Below are 18126 nucleotides of genomic sequence, written 5' to 3' on the forward strand. Positions count from 1 at the left end.
AGAGCGGGTCGATCCGCGAATGCGCAGTACAATCACCGGCGCAATCGCGGACAAGGCCGCTGCCACAGCCCAGTTAGACAACTGCCCCTTGCGCATGGACGCCCGACACAGGAAGCTATTGCCTTCGATGCACAGGAGACCGCGCCTTGGACTGGCACACCCTGCTCACCCGCGAACGCCTGGGCAAAGCGCTATACAGCGCCGATGAGCTCGGGCGCAGCCCCTTTCACAAAGACCACGACCGCATCATTTTCTCCGGCGCTTTCCGCCGCCTCGGGCGCAAGACCCAGGTGCACCCGGTTTCCAGCAACGACCATATCCACACGCGCCTGACCCACTCGCTGGAGGTCAGCTGCGTAGGACGCTCGCTGGGCATGCGCGTCGGCGAAACCCTGCGGGACAACCTTCCGGACTGGTGCGCCCCGAGCGACCTGGGGATGATCGTGCAGTCGGCCTGCCTGGCTCATGACATCGGCAACCCCCCGTTTGGCCACTCTGGCGAAGACGCGATCCGCCACTGGTTCCAGCAAGCCGCCGGACGTGGCTGGCTGGATGACATGAGCGACGACGAGCGCGCCGACTTCCTCAACTTCGAAGGCAATGCCCAAGGCTTTCGTGTACTGACCCAGCTGGAGTATCACCAGTTCGACGGCGGTACCCGGCTGACCTATGCCACCCTCGGCACCTACCTGAAATACCCGTGGAGCGCACGCCACGCCGACGCCCTGGGCTACAAGAAACACAAGTTCGGCAGTTACCAGAGCGAGCTGCCCCTGCTCGAGCAGATCGCCCGCAAGCTTGGCTTGCCGCAAATGGAGTATCAACGCTGGGCGCGCCACCCGCTGGTGTACCTGATGGAGGCCGCCGATGACATCTGCTATGCGCTGATCGACCTGGAAGACGGCCTGGAAATGGAGCTGCTGCAATACGCCGAAGTCGAAGCGCTGCTGCTCGACCTGGTCGGCGAGGACCTGCCGGAAACCTACCGCCAGCTCGGCCCGGGCGATTCCCGCCGGCGCAAGTTGGCCATCCTGCGCGGCAAGGCCATCGAACACCTGACCAACGCCGCCGCGCGGGCCTTCGTCGAGCAACAGCAGGCCTTGCTGGCCGGCCAGCTGGTGGGCGACCTGGTCGAACATATGCATGGCCCGGCCAAACGCTGCGTGCTGCAGGCCAAGGCCATGGCGCGCAACAAGATCTTCCAGGACAAACGCAAGACCTTGCACGAGATCGGCGCCTACACCACCCTGGAAATTCTGCTGAACACCTTCTGTGGCGCTGCGCTCGAGCAACACGGGGGGCGCACGCCGTCGTTCAAGAGCCGCCGGGTGCTGGACCTGATCGGCAACAACGCCCCTGACCCGCACGGTTCTCTGTACAGTGCCTTCCTGCGCATGATCGACTTCATCGCCGGGATGACCGACAGCTATGCCAGCGAAATGGCGCGCGAGATGACCGGGCGTTCCAGCCCGACCTGAACCGCGCCGCTGCAGCCCGGGCCTGCCCAGGGCTGCCAGCGCTGACCGAAGGAAACTTCCTACATATACAATCGGCAATATAAACAACGGGGCTAAATATTAAAGATTGGTTACCAAACCCGCTTTGACATCCGCTATAAAATCCATATTTCGTAGCCAGACTTGCATAAACGTGTAAGCCATTTCCCATATGGGGCTAATAGCCCTTCCTCGCGCCCCCGATGACTTCCAACTGCGATAAGGTGCCGCCTGTCACCTCAATAGCCCGCAGGGAAGTTGAACATGCAATCCATATTTATTGTCGACGACCATCCTGTCATCCGCCTGGCCGTGCGTATGTTGCTGGAAAACCAGAACTACAAGATTGTCGGCGAGTCGGATAATGGCGTGGACGCCATGCAGATGATTCGCGAAACCAACCCCGACCTGGTCATTCTCGACATCAGCATCCCCAAGCTGGACGGGCTGGAGGTGCTTGCCCGCTTTCAGGCCATGGCGTTGCCACTGAAGGTTCTGGTGTTGACTGCGCAATCACCGGCATTGTTTGCCGTGCGCTGCATGCACTCGGGTGCCGCAGGCTATGTATGCAAGCAGGAGGATCTGAGCGAACTGCTGAGTGCAATCAAGGCCGTGCTGGCCGGATACAACTATTTCCCCAGCCAGGCCATAAAGCACAACCAGGCGGTAGATGCCGACCTGAAACTTTTCCGACAGGTGAATGATCGTGAACTGATGGTACTGCAGCTGTTCGCCCAAGGGCGCAGCAACAAGGAAATAGCCAAGGGCATGTTTCTCAGCAGCAAGACGGTCAGTACCTACAAGAAGCGCCTCATGCACAAACTTCAGGCCGACACGCTGGTCGACCTGATCGAAATGGCCAAGCGCAACGCATTGGTCTGAGGTCGTCATGGCGTGTCACATCACTCGTCTGCTGCTCGCCCTGTTCCTGTTCAGTAGCGTGGCGCAGGCTACACCTCAAGGGGCCTCGTCCTACACGCTGCTGGCCCGGTCAACCGCCCGGCCCACCCAGCCAGCGCTTACCGCCGAACAACGGCAGTGGCTGGAAAACCGTCAGGAACTGGTGCTGGGCACCTCGGCACCGGACTACCCGCCGTTCGACATCACCAGCGGCGGCCGTGAATACCAGGGCCTGACAGCCGAATACGCCAGCCTGATCGGCAAGGCTCTGCGGTTGCCGGTCAAGGTGCTGCGCTTTCCCAGCCGGCAGGCGGCGGTGAAAGCGCTGCGGCGTGGCGATATCGACCTGCTTGGCAGTGCCAATGGCTACGAGGCGGCTGCTGACGGCCTGGCGCTTTCGCAACCGTATGCCATCGACCAACCGGTGCTGGTAACACGGGAAGACGAAAGCCGCGCTCTCGACAGAGGGCTGCCCGGCATGCGCCTTGGCATGCTCTACCATTACCTGCCCAGGCGGGAGGTGCTCAACGCCTACCCGCAGGCTGAGTTGCTGGCCTTCGGCTCTTCCAGCGAGGCCTTGAACGCGGTTGCGTTCGGCCAAGCCGACGTGTTCATCGGCGATACCATTTCCACCCACTACCAGCTGAACCGAGGCCACTTGCCGCGCCTGCGCATGGCCAGTTTCGGCAAGCACGAGGCCATCGGCTTCGGCTTTGCCATGCGCCAGCAGGACAAGCTGCTGATGGAGCTGGTGAACGGCGTGCTGGATAGCCAGCCTTCGGCCATACGCGCCAGCATTTTCAAGCGCTGGACCGCCGGCGGCGATCTGCTGCTGAGTGAGCGCAAGCTGCAACTGACCGAGGCCGAGGAACAATGGTTACGGGATCACCCGGTGATGCGCGTGGTGATCGATGACACCGCCGCGCCGTTGTCCTATTTCGATGCAGCCGGCTATTTCCGTGGCATCACCGCCGACCTGCTGGAACTCATTCGCCTGCGTACCGGCCTGCGCTTCGACGTGCAGCGCGCCAGTGGCATCGCCGACATGATTGCCCGCCTCAAGGATGGCCGCGCCGACGTCATTGCCGCACTGGCCACTGGCGGGCAGGCCGAGGGCAACCTGCAAATCAGCCGCCCCTACCTGGAAAGCGTCTATGTGCTGGTCAGCCGCAAGGACAGCGAAGCGCTGACCTCGCTGGACCAGATGCACGGGCGCCGCATTGCCATCAACCGCTACAGCGCGATGGACGCCATGCTGTCACGGAATTATCCGCAGGTTGGCTGGGTAGAGACGGAAAGTACGTTCTATTCCGTGGCGTTGCTCAACAGCGGTGCAGTCGACGCGCTGATCACGCCCCTGGTAGACGCCAACCACGCCCTGGCCAGCAACCCCGAGCTGGTCATCCGCACCACCGTTGGCAGCGAACCGGCCAATTTCGCCATGGCCACCAGCAGCTCCTCCGCAGTGCTGGTATCGATCCTCGACAAGGCACTGATGAGCATCTCGCCAGAGGAGCTGGGGGTGATCAACAACCGCTGGCGCGGCTTCGGCCTGCACGATGACGGCAACAGCCAGGACTACCGTCGGCTCGCGGTACAACTGGTGCTGGGCGCTGCCGTGCTCTTGCTGCTGGCCTTGTTGTGGAATGCCCGCCTGCGCCTGCAGATCAGTCAACGCCAACGCGCCGAACGTGCGTTGAACGACCAGCTGGCGTTCATGCGCGCCCTGCTCAATGGCACGCCCCACCCCATGTACGTACGTGATCGCGACGGCTGCCTGCAAAGTTGCAACTTCAGTTACCTTGAAGCTGTACAGGCCTGCTCCGATGAGGTCATAGGCAAACGTCTGAACGACAGCCTGTTCGCAGAGTACGAGCATATCCGCCAGATCGAAGCGGATTACCAGAGGGTGATGGCAGCCGGCACTCCGCTGATCATGGACCGGCCGCTGCGGATCAAGGGCCGCGAGATGACCATCTATCACTGGATACTTCCCTATCGCGACTCCCTGGGCGAGGTGCAGGGCATCATCGGCGGCTGGATCGACATCAGTGAGCGCCGCCAGCTGGTGATGGAGCTGCGCCAGGCCAAGCAGCAGGCCGACGATGCCAACCGCGCCAAGAGTACGTTTCTGGCGACCATCAGCCACGAGATCCGTACCCCGATGAACGCGGTCATCGGCATGCTGGAACTGGCAGTCAAGCGTGCCGACCAGGGCCGGGTGGACCGCAGCGCGCTGGAGCTGGCCCACCATTCGGCCAAGGACCTGCTGGGCCTGATCGGCGACATCCTCGATATCGTGCGCATCGAGTCCGGGCACTTGAACCTTGCCCCTGAGGTAGTCGACCTGGCGGGCCTGGTCGAATCGGTGGGGCGCATCTTCGAAGGTCAGGCACGGCAGAAAGGCCTGGCCCTGGAGGTACTGATCGACCCCGCCGCACGCTGTCATGCACAGCTCGACCCGCTGCGTTTCAAGCAGGTGCTGTCCAACCTGGTGAGCAACGCCATCAAGTTCACCGAACACGGCCAGGTGCGCATCAACGTCAGCCTGGATGAGGCCTGCAGCCCCGCCGTGCTGGAGCTGGAAGTGCGCGACAGTGGCATCGGCATACCCGCTGACGACCTGCAACGCCTGTTCAACCCGTTCATCCAGGCCAACCCGCACAGCCAGGGTGCCCGCGCCGGCACCGGCCTCGGCCTGGCCATCTGCCGCAACCTGTGCGAAATGATGGGAGGCACCCTGAGTATCAGGAGCCTGGAAGATGTCGGTACCCAGGTACGCCTGAAGATGCCGCTGCAGCGGGTCGACGGCGCCGCGCTGGCGGCCCCGCTGCCCGAGGAACTCGAGGTGCCTGACCCACGGCTGAGCGTGCTGGTGATCGATGACCATCCGGCCAACCTGCAACTGATGGCACAACAGCTTGGTTACCTGGGCCTGGAACATGCCAGCGCAGCCGACGGCCACGAAGGCCTGGCCACCTGGCGGGCGGGCGACTTCGATGTGCTGGTGCTCGACTGCAACATGCCGCAGATGAACGGCTATCAACTCGCGTCCGCGGTACGGGCCGAGGAAAGCCACGGCAAACGCCCGCGCTGCACCATTCTCGGCTACACCGCCAACGCGCAGCCCGAGGTACGGCGCAAATGCCTGAACGCCGGCATGGATGACTGCCTGCTCAAGCCCATCAGCCTGAGCACACTCAGCCAGCGCCTGGCCGGCATTCGCCCGCGCCGTACGCAGCCACGCCGGCGCAAGCTGTATCACCTGGATGGTCTGGCCGCGGTGGTCGGGCACGACCCCAACGACCGCCAGCGCTTCCTCGAGACCTTGCGGCAGAGCCTGCGGGTCGACCTGGCCACGTTGATGTCGCTGGATCCGCAACACGACAGCAACGCCATCGCCGAACAGGCACACAAGGTACTCAGCGCCGCACGCATGCTGGAAGCGCCCGAGCTGATGGCAGCCTGCGAAGCCCTGGAAGCCGGCGGCCTGTCCACCGTCCAACTGCGCCTGCGACGGCAGGCACTGGCGCGGCACATGGGCCGGGTGGAACGAGCCCTGGCCAGGGAACTGGCCGCAGATACCTGCACACAGACAGGCAGCCAGGCGTGTTAACTGGTAGACTGCGCGGCGTTATTACCTAAGAGGATTGTTTCATGGCCACAAACCGCTCCCGTCGTCTGCGCAAGAAGCTGTGTGTCGACGAGTTTCAGGAATTGGGCTTCGAGCTGAACCTGGAATTCAAGGAAGATCTGGATGACCAGGCAATCGATGCTTTCCTCGACGCGTTCCTGGCAGAAGCCATGGATGCCAACGGCCTGGACTATGTAGGCGGTGACGATTTCGGCCTGGTGTGCTCGGTCAAACGCGGCTCGGTCAGCGAAGAACAGCGTGCAGCCGTTGAAGCCTGGCTCAAGGGCCGCAGCGAATTGACCAAGATCGAAGTCAGCCCGCTGCTGGACGCCTGGTACCCGGAAAAACCGATCAACAAGGCCGAGTAATACCGGCCCGATCGCTGAAAAGGCCACCTTCACGGGTGGCCTTTTTTTTGCGCCGTGCTTTTCCCGGGTTGGTGCTTTTCCGTCGAACGTGGCGCATCGTCGCTGCGCTTGGGGCATAATGCGCATTCTTCCGTCCTGGGGCCATCATCCTTTACAGCCCCGATGCCCTTTCCCCCTCGCCGTAGGGTGTTTACTGACTATGATCAAAACGCTTCGTCCCCTCGTACTTGCCGGCCTGCTGCTGCCATTCGCCCTGCCCGGCCATGCCGCTGCCGTGAATACCACCCTGCCCGCCAAAGTGCAGCAAGCCCTCAAGGCCAGCAAGCTGCAGGATTCGGCGCTGTCGCTGGTGATGCTGCCGCTGGACGGCCCCGGCACACCGACCGTGTTCAATGCCGACGTGTCGGTGAACCCGGCCTCGACCATGAAGCTGGTTACCACCTACGCAGCCCTTGAACTGCTCGGCCCGACCTTCCAGTGGAAGACCGAGTTCTACACCGACGGCACCCTCAGCAACGGGGTGCTCAACGGCAACCTGTACCTCAAAGGGGGTGGAGACCCGAAACTGAACATGGAAAAGCTGTGGCTGTTGATGCGTGACCTGCGCGCCAATGGCGTGCGCACCGTCACTGGCGATCTGGTGCTGGACCGCAGCCACTTCGTGCAGCCCAACCTGCCGCAGTTCAACGATGACGGCGGCGATGTGAACAAGCCGTTCCTGGTCCAGCCGGATGCCTTGATGGTCAACCTCAAGGCCCTGCGCTTCGTGGCCCGAAATGACGGCGGCAAGGTCACCGTCGCGGTCGAACCACCGATTGCCAGTATCCGCATCGACAACCAGGTCAAGGCAGTCGCCTCCAGGCAGTGCTCGGGTGACGTACGCTACAACCCGGTGCAACAGGCCGATGGCATCAGCGTAACGGTCAGCGGCCAGCTGGGTGAGGGCTGCAACTCGCAGACCTACCTGTCGCTGCTTGACCATCCCACCTACGCCGCCGGTGCCGTACGCGCGATCTGGAACGAGCTGGGTGGCAGCATCCAGGGTGGCAATCGCTTCGAGAACGTGCCCAAGGGTGCACGCCTGCTGGCCCGGGCCTTCTCGCCAGACCTGGTGGAAGTGATCCGCGACATCAACAAGTACAGCAACAACACCATGGCCCGGCAGTTGTTCCTCAGCCTCGGCGCGCAGTTCCGCACCGATGCCGATGGCGACGATGCCCGCGCTGCCCAGCGCGTGGTGCGTCAATGGCTGGCGAAGAAGGGCATTACCGCACCGCACCTGGTGATGGAAAACGGCTCCGGCCTGTCGCGTGCCGAGCGGGTCAGTACCCGGGAAATGGCCGCCATGCTGCAGGCCGCCTGGAAAAGCCCCTACGCTGCCGAGTTCATAAGCTCGATGCCGCTGGTGGGCATGGACGGCACCATGCGCAAGCGTCTGAAACGCACGGCAATGACAGGTGAAGGGCACATCAAGACCGGCACGCTGAATACCGTGCGGGCGATCGCCGGCTTCAGCCGTGACAGCAATGGTCATACCTGGGCGGTGGCGGCCATCCTCAACGATCCGAAACCGTGGGGGGCATCGCAGGTGCTCGACCAGGTGCTGCTGGACCTGTACCGCCAGCCGAAGCTGGCCGACAGCACAGCGGCCAATTGACCGTCGTGCCACACCGGGTCGGCTGATGGGGTTCGCTGCAGGAGCGGTCGCCATGCCCCATCAGCCCGACTCCCCCTCCACCCGGTCGCGCCCGGCCTGCTTGGCTGCATACACTCCGGCATCGGCGCGCAACAGCAGGGCATCGGCCCCCTCCCCCGGCCGCCACCCCGCCACGCCAAAACTCGCGGTCACCCTGCCCACGCCTTCCACCGGCACATTGCGCAGCCCTTTCCACAGCTCCAGCGCCAGCGACCGCGCCTGCTCGGCATCGCTGCCGGGGCACAGCACCATGAATTCCTCGCCACCCAGCCGGCAGAATACGTCGGTACGCCGCAAACGCTGGCCGATGCGCAGGCACAGACTGCGTAGCACGCGGTCGCCGACAGCATGGCCGAAACGATCGTTGATACGTTTGAAGTGATCGATGTCGAGCATGATCACCGCCAGCGCCAAGCCGTCGCGCTGGGCCCGCTCCAGCTCGGATTTCAGTCGTTCCTGGAAGTAGCGGCGGTTATGGATGCCAGTCAGCGAGTCGGTCACCGACAACCTGCGCAACTCCTCCTCGACGCTTTTCAGGTCGGAGATATCAGTCAGGTAGCCATGCCACAAGGTGCAACCTTGCTCGCCCACCTCCGGCGTCGCTTCGCCACGCACCCAGCGCAGCCCGGCACGCGGCAGGCAGACCCGATACTCTTCACGCCAGGGCGACAGGTGCTCGGCCGAATAACGCACAGAACGGCGCACCCGCTCCAGGTCATCGGGGTGGATGCGCTCGAACACCACCGTCGCGTCCTCGCGCAACTGCTGCGGGTCAATTTCGTAGATGTCGTACAGGCCCATGCTAGCGTAGGGAAAACAGGAATGGCCGTTGCTATCCAGGCGGTACTGGTAGATACCCCCCGGTACTTCGGCACTGAGTTTTTCCAGAAGGCGGTCACGCGCCGCCAGGGCCTCGAGCACCCGGCGCCGCTCCGTGACATCGATGCAGATCGCCAGGTAGCCCGTCCACAGGCCCTGTTCATCGAGCATGGCGGTGACCAGCATGTTCGCCACCAGTTGGCTGCCATCGGCACGCAACAGGGTCCACTCCCCCGGTTCCGCGCCGTGTGCCTGCGCCGTTTCGGCCAACATGGCCTGGCCGCCAGCGATCGGCCGGCCGTAACGCAGGCTCAAGGCGTGGGCACGCTGGCTCAACTCCTCAGGCAGCATCAGGTCCTCAAGGCGCAGGCGGCCGATCGCCTCGCTGGCCTGGTAACCGAGCATGTGCTCGGCGCCAGCGTTGAAGGTGCTGACCACGCCCTTGAGGTTGGTGGCAATGATCGCCACCTGTGTCGCGGCATCCAGCACGCTGCGCAGCTGGTTATGGGTGTCTCGCAGTGACTGCTCGCTGACCCGCAGCTCGGCAGTGCGCTGCTCGACCAGGGCCACGGCGCGCTGGTGCTGGCTGAACAGGCTATAGAGCAAAACGCTGAGCAGCAGGCTCAACGACCCGCCGAGCAGGCTCACCGCCAACACTGCCAAGGAGCGGTTGCCCTGCACGAACACCAGGCTCGGCCTGATACTCAGCTGGAAGTGATGGTCGGCCAGGTGCAACAGCTGTTTGCTGGCAAGCGCCAAGGGCGCGACCGGGTTCTGCGAATCGAACAGCACTTCGGGGCCATGCAAGCCGGTGGGGTCGACAATGCGTACGACCAGGCTGTCATCTGCCGCCACCGGTCGCCCGTCACTGACCAGCTCCCGCATGCTCAGCAAGGCCATGACATAGCCCACTGCCAGGTCGCTGGGCCTGGCATCGGCAAATACCGGCGCCACCATCAACAGGCCCCGCGCATCCGTACTGGTATCGAGCCTGGGTAGCGGCCCGGAAATCGCCATGCTGCCAGGCTCCAGCGCCCGCGCCAGCGCCGCCTGCGAGCTGGGCTGGGCAGCGAGGTCCAGCCCGATGGGCAGCCCGGGCAATCCGCCGGACTGGTTGTAAAGTACCGGGAAGTAATGGTCACGCAAAGGGGCGGGGTGCCACCGGCCGTGCTCGTCCTGGTCGCGGATCACATAGCTTTGCCCGTTATGCGCACCCACCTGACGCTCGAATTCGGCGCGTTGCCCAGCTTCGACACGCGGCGCCCAGGCATAAGCCAGGTTCCGGTGCAACAATGGCCGGGTGTAGCCTTCGAATTCGCGCGGGGTGATGACCCTGGAAAAGCTGAAGAACCGGCGCAGCCCGTCCAGGCGCTGCTGCTGTTCGTCAAAGCGTTCGGCGATACGGCTGAAGCGCTCGTTGGCGAGCAGCTCGAAGCGCTGACGCAGCTGCTGCTGGTGGAAGGCCTGCGCAGCAAGCGCCAGAACGGCCGTCAGCAGGCCGCCCACCAGCAGCGCGACCAGCGCCGCTGCCCAGGCGGGCACCCGCTCTGTGCACAGGCCAAGCAACCGCGCACGCACGCCACCCTTCGACATACACCCGTCTCGTCACATCGGCGTCCTGCGGATTATCCTGCCCTGCTGTCAGTTATAGCTATTGGCCATTAGCCGCGCAATGTACCTCGTCGCCTCAACGCAGTTGCAAACGCCAGGCCCGGTGAATGCGGTTGTTGCGGGCAAAATCCGGGTCAAGTGTCTGGGCGGTGATTTCCTCCACCGCGTACCGCGTCATCAGGTGTTCGTCCAGCTGGAACTTGCGGAAGTTGTTCGAGAAGTACAACACGCCGCCCGGGGCCAGGCGGGCCATGGCCAGGTCCAGCAGTTGCACGTGGTCACGCTGCACATCGAACACGCCTTCCATGCGCTTGGAGTTGGAGAAGGTCGGTGGGTCGATGAAGATCAGGTCGTAGCTGTCGCGGTTGCCTTCCAGCCAGGCCATCACATCGCCCTGCTCCAGGCGGTTACGCTCGGAGAAACCGTTGAGCGCCAGGTTGCGCCGCGCCCAGTCCAGGTAGGTTTTCGACAGGTCGACGCTGGTGGTACTGCGCGCCCCGCCCTTGGCGGCGTGCACGGTGGCCGTCGCGGTGTAGCAGAACAGGTTGAGAAAGCGCTTGCCGGCGGCCTCGCGCTGGATGCGCATGCGCATCGGGCGGTGGTCGAGGAACAGCCCGGTGTCGAGGTAGTCGGTGAGGTTCACCAGCAGCTTGACGCCGCCTTCGCTGACTTCCTGGAAGCGGCCTTCGGTGGCCTGGCGCTCGTACTGGCGGGTACCACTTTGCCGCTCGCGGCGCTTGAGCACCACACGCTGCGGCGCGATGCCCAGCGCCTGGGGGATGGCGGCCAGTGCATCGAGCAGGCGCGCCTGGGCCTTGTCGGGGTCGACCGAACGTGGCGCGGCATATTCCTGCACGTGCACCCAGTCCTGGTACAGGTCGACCGCCAGGGCATACTCGGGCATGTCGGCATCGTACAGACGGTAGCAGTCGACCTGTTCGCGGCGGGCCCACTTGCCCAGTTGCCGCAGGTTCTTCTGCAGGCGGTTGGCGAACATCTGCGCCCCTTCCGACAGGCGCGCCGGCTCGCTGGCCAGCGCTGCCTGCAGGTCGATGTCCGCGCCTGGCGCGGCAGACTCACGGCGCTCGCCAGTCACGAACTGGTCAGGCTGCACCTTGAACAGCAGCAGCTTGCAGGGCAACGCGCCGTTCCAGAATGCGTACTGCTTGTGGCTGCGAATGCCCATGCGCTTGCCCAGCTGCGGTGCGCCGGTGAATACCGCTGCCTCCCAGCCCATGCAGGCCTGGCGCAGGCGTTCGCCGAGGTTCTGGTAGAGGTACAGCAGGCTGGCCTCGTCACCCAGGCGCTCGCCGTAGGGCGGGTTGCTGATGACCAGGCCTTTCTGGTTCTGGTCCGGGCGCGGTTCGAAGGTGCTGACTTCACCCTGGTAGATCTTCACCCAGTCACCCAGGCCGGCACGCTCGACGTTATTACGGCCCGGCTGGATCAGCCGTGGGTCGGCCTCGTAACCACGAATCCACAGTGGCGGCCTGGCCAAGCCGGCTTCGGCTCGGGCCTGCGCCTCTTCATGCACCTTGCGCCACAGCGCCGGCACATGGCCGAGCCAGGCACTGAAGCCCCAGCGTTCTCGCCTGAGGTTGGGGGCGATGTCGGCGGCGATCATGGCGGCTTCGACCAGGAAGGTACCCACACCGCACATCGGGTCAGCCAGCGCGCCACCTTCGGCGGCAATGCGAGGCCAGCCTGCGCGGATCAGCACCGCCGCCGCCAGGTTTTCCTTCAGCGGCGCGGCGCCCTGCTGCAAACGGTAGCCACGCTGGTGCAGGCTGTGCCCGGAAAGGTCAAGGGACAGGATGGCTTCGCCGCGGTCCAGGCGCAGGTGCACGCGCACGTCGGGGTCGATCTTTTCCACCGAAGGGCGCAGGCCTTCACGGTTGCGCAGCTTGTCGACGATCGCATCCTTGACCTTCAACGCACCGAAGTGGGTGTTGTCAATGCCGGAGCCATGGCCGCTGAACTCCACCGCCAGGGTGCCGTCGGCGGCCAGGTGGTCGGCCCAATCGACGGTATGCACGCCGTGGTAGAGGTCGTCGGCGTTCTTCATGGAGAAGCGCTTGAGCACCAGCAGCACCCGGTTGGCCAGGCGTGACCACAGGCACAGACGGTAGGCGGTTTCCATGTCGGCGCTGCCGCGAATGGCCGAGGTGTGCTCGCGCACATCATCCAGGCCGAGGGCCCGGGCCTCTTCGGCGAGCAGGGCTTCCAGGCCTTTGGGGCAAGTGAGGTAGAGTTCGAAACGGTCCGACATGAGTATTCCAGCGCCTTGGCTATTTGACTGACGGGGCGACGCATCGCCCCGCGATGTTTGCCCGCACCCCTTTCCAGCAGGCGTGCAGGTGGCCTTCCATGGCATGCGAGCATGTGCTGGAGGCCGGGCCGCCTGACCGACCTGCGCCTGGCCCAGGGCAAGGACAGCTTAGATCATCAGGCAGTACGTAAAATTCTGGCGATGCCGGGGCGGATGTGACCCTTCGTCGCATTTCAAGTTATTTCTGTCATCTGCAAGCAGCGCTGGCGAAATGACGTCAATGATCGGCAAACCCTGATCACAGCGGGCTCAACGCTAAACAGGGTTGAGTCGCATTTATTTACTTATCCCCTCACCCTTGGAAAGGTTACGTCCTTATGACAAATCGATCATTCACACCGTGACCTGCATTCGATAGAACTGGTCTCAGGCCGCATCGCAACGAGGCGGCACTTTCAGCTCGCCACGCCGGCAGCGAGCGCACACCGGCAGAAAGACTCTGCCCGGCCTCGGAGAGGCCGACGGGACATTACAGTCAACAAGTGAGGGCAACACCCTATGAGAAGACTTAAGCGTGATCCGTTGGAAAGAGCATATTCACGTGGCTACCAATACGGGGTCACCGGCAAATCCCGCGAACTTTGCCCCTTCAATCTTCCATCTGTTCGCCAAGCCTGGATCAACGGCTGGCGTGAAGGTCGCGGTGATAACTGGGACGGAATGACTGGCACCGCTGGCATCCATAGACTCAACGAAAATCACGCCGTTGGCTGAACGAGGACACTGAATTCGATTTACCATGCACGCCCTATCCGGGCGGCGGGCGCAGCCCAGGGGCCCCTCGAAGGGGCCCTTTTTTTGCCTGCCGATCAAACCCGTGGCATCGCAGCGATAGCGTCTACCGCTTCGCGAATCAGCGCAGGCCCCTTGTAGATGAAGCCCGAGTAGATTTGCACCAGGCTCGCCCCGGCAGCGATCTTCTCGGCGGCATGCCGGCCTTCGGTAATGCCACCGGCGGCAATGATCGGCAGCTTGCCAGCCAGCTCACCCGCCAGCACCTTGACGATGTGCGTGCTCTTCTCCAATACCGGCGCCCCCGACAGCCCCCCCGCCTCGCCACCATGCGGCAGCCCCTCGACACCTTCACGGCCAAGCGTGGTGTTGGTGGCGATCACCGCATCCATGCCCGACTCGATCAGCGCGGCAGCCACCAGGGCGGTTTCCTCGTCACTCATGTCCGGGGCGATCTTGATCGCCAGCGGCACGCGTTTGCCATGCGTGCCAGCCAGTTGCTCGCGGCGCTCGGCCAGGGCATCGAGCAGTTGCTTGAGCGAGTCGCCGAACTGCAGGCTGCGCAGGCCCGGGGTGTTCGGTGAACTGACGTTGACCGTGATGTAGCTGGCGTCGGTGTAGACCTTGTCCAGGCAGACCAGGTAATCATCGACGGCGCGCTCGACCGGGGTGTCGAAGTTCTTGCCGATGTTGATGCCCAGCACGCCTTTGTAACGTGCCGCGCGCACCCGGCCGAGCAGGTGGTCGACGCCCAGGTTGTTGAAGCCCATGCGGTTGATGATCGCCGTGGCTTCCGGCAGGCGGAACAGGCGTGGCTTGGGGTTGCCCGGTTGCGGGCGCGGCGTGACCGTGCCGATTTCAACGAAGCCGAAGCCCAGCTGGGCGAAACCGTCGATGGCCGCACCGTTCTTGTCCAGGCCGGCCGCCAGGCCTACCGGGTTGGCAAAGTTCAAGCCCATGACCGTGACCGGCAAGGCCGCCGGCTGCTTGCACAGCACGCCGTTGAGGCCGAGCCGGCCACCGGCACCGATCAGGTCCAGGGAAAGGTCGTGGGAGGTTTCCGGAGAAAGCTTGAACAGCAGCTGGCGGGCCAGGGTATACATGGGCGGCAAGGCTCGGGGTGAATGAGGGGGCGATTATAGCCAGCGCGCAGCCGGCATGACAGCAAATCGTGGGGTGGCTGCCCCAGTGCTGCCGCCAGATGGGCACATCGGTTGCACCAGACAAGCCCACAGCCTTATCAGTACGGGCGAGGAACCTTGTGAACACAGTATCCCGAGCAACGCCCCTGGCCTGGGTCAACGGCAGCGACGCACCGGAAAGGCCCAGCCTGAATATCGGCTACATGGCCCTGACTGACTGCGCCTCGGTGGTGGTCGCCGCCACCCAGGGTTTTGCCCAGCAACAGGGCCTTACTCTCAACCTCAAGCGCCAGGGCTCCTGGGCCGGGCTGCGCGACAAGCTGGTCAGCGGCGAGCTGGACGCCGCACATTGCCTGTATGGCCTGGCCTACGCCGTGCACCTGGGTATCGGCGGCGTACCGGCCAGCGCCATGGCCGTGCTCATGGGGCTGAACCAGAATGCCCAGGCCATCAACTTGTCGCCGGCCCTGCAACGCAAGGGGGTGACCAATCCCGAGGCACTGGCGCGCCTGGTGCACCAGCACGGCGCACGCCTGACCTTTGCCCAGACCTTCCCTACCGGCACCCATGCCATGTGGTTGTATTACTGGCTGGCCAGCCAGGGCATCCACCCGTTGCGCGACGTCGACAGCGTGGTGCTGCCGCCAGCGCAGATGGCCGCGCACATCCAGGCCGGGCGCATCGACGGCTTCTGCGTGGGCGAACCCTGGGCTGCCGATGCGGTGGCCAGGGGCCAAGGCTTCACCCTGGCCACCAGCCAGTCGATCTGGCCGGACCACCCAGAAAAGGTCCTGGCCTGTGCTCGCGCCTTCATCGAGCAGTACCCCAACAGCGCCCGCGCGCTGATCAAGGCGGTCCTCGCCGCCAGTCGCTTCATCGAACAAAGCCCGGAGAACCGTCGCAGCACCGCCCAGCTGCTCAGCGGCAACGCCTACCTGGACACCCCGCTGGAGCGCATCGAACCGCGCCTGCTCGGCCATTACCAGGACGGCCTGGGCAACCACTGGCAAGACCCGCATGCCCTGCGCCTGCACGACCATGGCAAGGCCAACCTGCCATACCTGTCAGACGGCATGTGGTTCATGACCCAGTTCCGCCGCTGGGGCCTGCTGCGCGAAGACCCTGACTACCTCGGCGTGGCGACCCAGGTCCAGCAACTGGCCCTGTACCGTGAAGCGGCACAGAGCCTGGGCGTGGCCTGCCCCGAGCAGGCAATGCGCAGCAGCCTGCTGATCGACGGCACCCGCTGGGACGGCAGCGACCCCTACGCCTATGCCCGCAGTTTCAGCCTGCATGCCTTGGGCGAGCTGCCCGATGCCCGTGTCGGCGCGTGAGAGAAAACGACCATGTTGCGTATCCTGCTGATCGACGATACCCAGAACAAGCTCGGCCGCCTCAAGGCGGCACTGAGCGAGGCCGGTTTCGAGGTCATCGAAGCTCCAGGCCTGACCATCGACCTGCCTGCCTGCGTCGAAACAGTGCGCCCGGACGTGGTGCTGATCGATACCGATTCGCCAGACCGTGATGTGATGGAACAGGTGGTGCTGCTCAGCCGGGACCAGCCACGTCCCATTGTGCTGTTCACCGACGAACACGACCCTGCGGTGATGCGCCAGGCGATCCAGGCGGGCGTCAGCGCCTACATCGTCGAGGGCATCCATGCCGCACGGCTGCAGCCGATCCTGGATGTGGCCATGGCCCGCTTCGAAAGTGACCAGGCGCTGAAGGCGCAGTTGCTCGCCCGCGACCAGCAGCTGGCCGAGCGCAAGCGTGTCGAGCAGGCCAAGGGCTTGCTGATGAAGATGAAGGACTGCAACGAGGAACAGGCCTACACCCTGATGCGCCGCCAGGCCATGAGCCGGCAGCAGAAGCTGATCCAGGTGGCCGAGCAGATCATCGCCATGCACGAGATGCTTGGGTGACTGGTTTGCTTTGAGGGTTGCGCCGCCTGTGCGATCCAGCGCCGCCCGCGCGGCGCATCGCGGGCGGCGCTCGGTCGCACAGGCGCCGAAACCTTAAGTCCATCACCAGCACCAGTTGGCCCATCTATTGCTAAATGAATTGCACCGGTAACCAACGGCGGTTGCCCACTTGATCCCGACAAAGACGTCGCTCTCCCCTCCACAGCCGTGGAGCGGGAAGCGGCGTCTTTTTCGTTCCGCTGCAGTGCCAAGTGAGGTGTTCGATGAGTACCAGCTTCTGGAAATCCGGGCATGTGCCCACCCTGTTCGCCGCATTCCTGTACTTCGACCTCAGCTTCATGGTCTGGTACCTGCTCGGCCCGTTGGCGGTGCAGATTGCCGCCGACCTGCAGCTGAGCGCACAACAAAGGGGCCTGATGGTCGCTACACCGATCCTGGCCGGGGCAATCCTGCGTTTTGCCATGGGCGTGCTGGTCGACCGCTTGTCCCCCAAGAGCGCCGGACTGATCGGCCAGGTGGTGGTCATCGTCGCGCTTGCGGCGGCCTGGCACCTGGGCGTGCACAGCTATGAACAGGCGCTGCTGCTGGGCGTGTTCCTCGGTTTTGCCGGTGCCTCGTTCGCCGTGTCGCTGCCGCTGGCATCGCAGTGGTACCCACCGCAGCATCAGGGCAAGGCCATGGGCATCGCCGGTGCCGGCAACTCCGGTACGGTGTTCGCCGCCCTGTTGGCACCGGCGCTAGCCGCAGGCTTTGGCTGGAACAATGTGTTCGGCTTCGCGCTGATTCCGCTGGCGCTGACGCTGCTGGTGTTCGCCCTGCTGGCACGCAATGCCCCGCAGCGACCCAAGCCGAAAGCCATGGCCGACTACCTCAAGGCCCTGGGTGACCGCGACAGTTGGTGGTTCATGTTCTTCTACAGTGTCACCTTCGGTGGCTTCATCGGCCTGGCCAGCGCCCTGCCCGGCTACTTCAGCGACCAGTACCGCCTGAGCCCGGTCACCGCTGGCTACTACACGGCCGCCTGCGTGTTCGCCGGCAGCCTGATGCGCCCGCTCGGCGGCGCGCTTGCCGACCGTTTCGGCGGTATCCGCACCCTGCTGGGCATGTACAGCGTGGCGGCCATCTGTATCGCTGCGGTCGGCTTCAACCTGCCCAGCGCAGCCGCCGCCCTCGCGTTGTTCGTCAGTGCCATGCTGGGCCTTGGTGCCGGCAATGGCGCAGTGTTCCAGCTGGTGCCGCAACGCTTCCGCCAGGAGATCGGCGTGATGACCGGGCTGATCGGCATGGCCGGCGGCATCGGTGGCTTCCTGCTGGCGGCCGGCCTCGGCACCATCAAGCAGCACACCGGCGACTACCAGCTGGGGCTGTGGCTGTTCGCCAGCCTGGGTCTGCTGGCCTGGTTCGGCCTGCATGGCGTCAAGCAGCGCTGGCGCACCACCTGGGGCTCGGCAGCCGTTACTGCGGCGCGGGTCTGAGG

12 protein-coding genes are annotated in these 18126 nt (G+C 64.2%); 9 read left to right on the forward strand and 3 right to left on the reverse strand.

Annotated elements, in window-relative coordinates:
• Positions 1–146: 146 nt before the first annotated feature.
• The 5 genes from ACVWZT_RS00690 (at position 147) to dacB (ending at position 8055) form a co-directional block, all read left to right on the forward strand.
• Positions 147–1478, forward strand: a complete 1332-nt coding sequence (locus tag ACVWZT_RS00690) for a deoxyguanosinetriphosphate triphosphohydrolase (RefSeq protein WP_296234525.1) — start codon at positions 147–149, stop codon at positions 1476–1478.
• A 282-nt stretch (positions 1479–1760) separates the two neighbouring features.
• Positions 1761–2378: a response regulator transcription factor gene (locus ACVWZT_RS00695; protein ID WP_296234524.1), complete on the forward strand. Its 618-nt coding sequence runs from the start codon at positions 1761–1763 to the stop codon at positions 2376–2378.
• 7 nt (positions 2379–2385) lie between these two features.
• Positions 2386–6012 carry an ATP-binding protein gene (locus ACVWZT_RS00700; protein WP_457467678.1) on the forward strand — a complete coding sequence of 1209 codons (3627 nt, stop codon included), beginning with the start codon at positions 2386–2388 and terminating at the stop codon, positions 6010–6012.
• Between the two features lie 41 nt (positions 6013–6053).
• Positions 6054–6398 (forward strand): YggL family protein, encoded by a 345-nt coding sequence (locus tag ACVWZT_RS00705; protein WP_004376110.1) that lies wholly within the window; start codon positions 6054–6056, stop codon positions 6396–6398.
• Positions 6399–6597: 199 nt separating this feature from the next.
• Positions 6598–8055: a D-alanyl-D-alanine carboxypeptidase/D-alanyl-D-alanine endopeptidase gene (gene dacB / locus ACVWZT_RS00710; protein ID WP_457467679.1), complete on the forward strand. Its 1458-nt coding sequence runs from the start codon at positions 6598–6600 to the stop codon at positions 8053–8055.
• Between the two features lie 60 nt (positions 8056–8115).
• Here dacB and ACVWZT_RS00715 read toward each other — a convergent pair whose 3' ends face one another.
• Together ACVWZT_RS00715 and rlmKL are read right to left on the reverse strand one after the other, a co-directional pair.
• Entirely contained in the window at positions 8116–10506 is a 2391-nt protein-coding gene (locus ACVWZT_RS00715) for a sensor domain-containing diguanylate cyclase (RefSeq protein ID WP_457467681.1), read from the reverse strand.
• 94 nt (positions 10507–10600) lie between these two features.
• Positions 10601–12793 carry a bifunctional 23S rRNA (guanine(2069)-N(7))-methyltransferase RlmK/23S rRNA (guanine(2445)-N(2))-methyltransferase RlmL gene (rlmKL, locus tag ACVWZT_RS00720; protein WP_457467683.1) on the reverse strand — a complete coding sequence of 731 codons (2193 nt, stop codon included), beginning with the start codon at positions 12791–12793 and terminating at the stop codon, positions 10601–10603.
• A 558-nt stretch (positions 12794–13351) separates the two neighbouring features.
• On the opposite strand from rlmKL, the gene rmf reads away from it, so the two are divergent.
• Positions 13352–13567 carry a ribosome modulation factor gene (gene rmf, locus ACVWZT_RS00725; RefSeq protein WP_003248687.1) on the forward strand — a complete coding sequence of 72 codons (216 nt, stop codon included), beginning with the start codon at positions 13352–13354 and terminating at the stop codon, positions 13565–13567.
• A 95-nt stretch (positions 13568–13662) separates the two neighbouring features.
• On the opposite strand, the gene ACVWZT_RS00730 is transcribed toward rmf, so the two are convergent.
• Positions 13663–14688: a quinone-dependent dihydroorotate dehydrogenase gene (locus tag ACVWZT_RS00730; protein WP_296234502.1), complete on the reverse strand. Its 1026-nt coding sequence runs from the start codon at positions 14686–14688 to the stop codon at positions 13663–13665.
• Between the two features lie 158 nt (positions 14689–14846).
• Between ACVWZT_RS00730 and ACVWZT_RS00735 the strand changes: the two genes are divergently transcribed.
• From ACVWZT_RS00735 to ACVWZT_RS00745, 3 genes are all read left to right on the forward strand, one after another.
• On the forward strand, positions 14847–16061 hold the full coding sequence (locus tag ACVWZT_RS00735) for a CmpA/NrtA family ABC transporter substrate-binding protein (protein WP_457467685.1): 1215 nt from the start codon (positions 14847–14849) through the stop codon (positions 16059–16061).
• A 12-nt stretch (positions 16062–16073) separates the two neighbouring features.
• Positions 16074–16649: an ANTAR domain-containing response regulator gene (locus tag ACVWZT_RS00740; protein ID WP_457467687.1), complete on the forward strand. Its 576-nt coding sequence runs from the start codon at positions 16074–16076 to the stop codon at positions 16647–16649.
• 263 nt (positions 16650–16912) lie between these two features.
• A complete protein-coding gene (locus ACVWZT_RS00745; protein ID WP_296234497.1) occupies positions 16913–18124 on the forward strand; it encodes a nitrate/nitrite transporter in 1212 nt (403 codons plus the stop codon).
• Positions 18125–18126 lie beyond the last annotated feature (2 nt).

The sequence above is a fragment of the Pseudomonas sp. TE21394 genome, from assembly GCF_054057835.1.

Bases quoted from the DNA above. Each gene is read 5' to 3' on its own strand.
- dacB (WP_457467679.1), top strand. From the start codon at position 6,598: ATGATCAAAACGCTTCGTCCCCTCGTACTTGCCGGCCTGCTGCTGCCA.
- rlmKL (WP_457467683.1), bottom strand. From the start codon at position 12,793: ATGTCGGACCGTTTCGAACTCTACCTCACTTGCCCCAAAGGCCTGGAA.
- ACVWZT_RS00730 (WP_296234502.1), bottom strand. From the start codon at position 14,688: ATGTATACCCTGGCCCGCCAGCTGCTGTTCAAGCTTTCTCCGGAAACC.
- ACVWZT_RS00695 (WP_296234524.1), top strand. From the start codon at position 1,761: ATGCAATCCATATTTATTGTCGACGACCATCCTGTCATCCGCCTGGCC.
- ACVWZT_RS00705 (WP_004376110.1), top strand. From the start codon at position 6,054: ATGGCCACAAACCGCTCCCGTCGTCTGCGCAAGAAGCTGTGTGTCGAC.
- ACVWZT_RS00740 (WP_457467687.1), top strand. From the start codon at position 16,074: ATGTTGCGTATCCTGCTGATCGACGATACCCAGAACAAGCTCGGCCGC.
- rmf (WP_003248687.1), top strand. From the start codon at position 13,352: ATGAGAAGACTTAAGCGTGATCCGTTGGAAAGAGCATATTCACGTGGC.
- ACVWZT_RS00745 (WP_296234497.1), top strand. From the start codon at position 16,913: ATGAGTACCAGCTTCTGGAAATCCGGGCATGTGCCCACCCTGTTCGCC.
- ACVWZT_RS00715 (WP_457467681.1), bottom strand. From the start codon at position 10,506: ATGTCGAAGGGTGGCGTGCGTGCGCGGTTGCTTGGCCTGTGCACAGAG.
- ACVWZT_RS00700 (WP_457467678.1), top strand. From the start codon at position 2,386: ATGGCGTGTCACATCACTCGTCTGCTGCTCGCCCTGTTCCTGTTCAGT.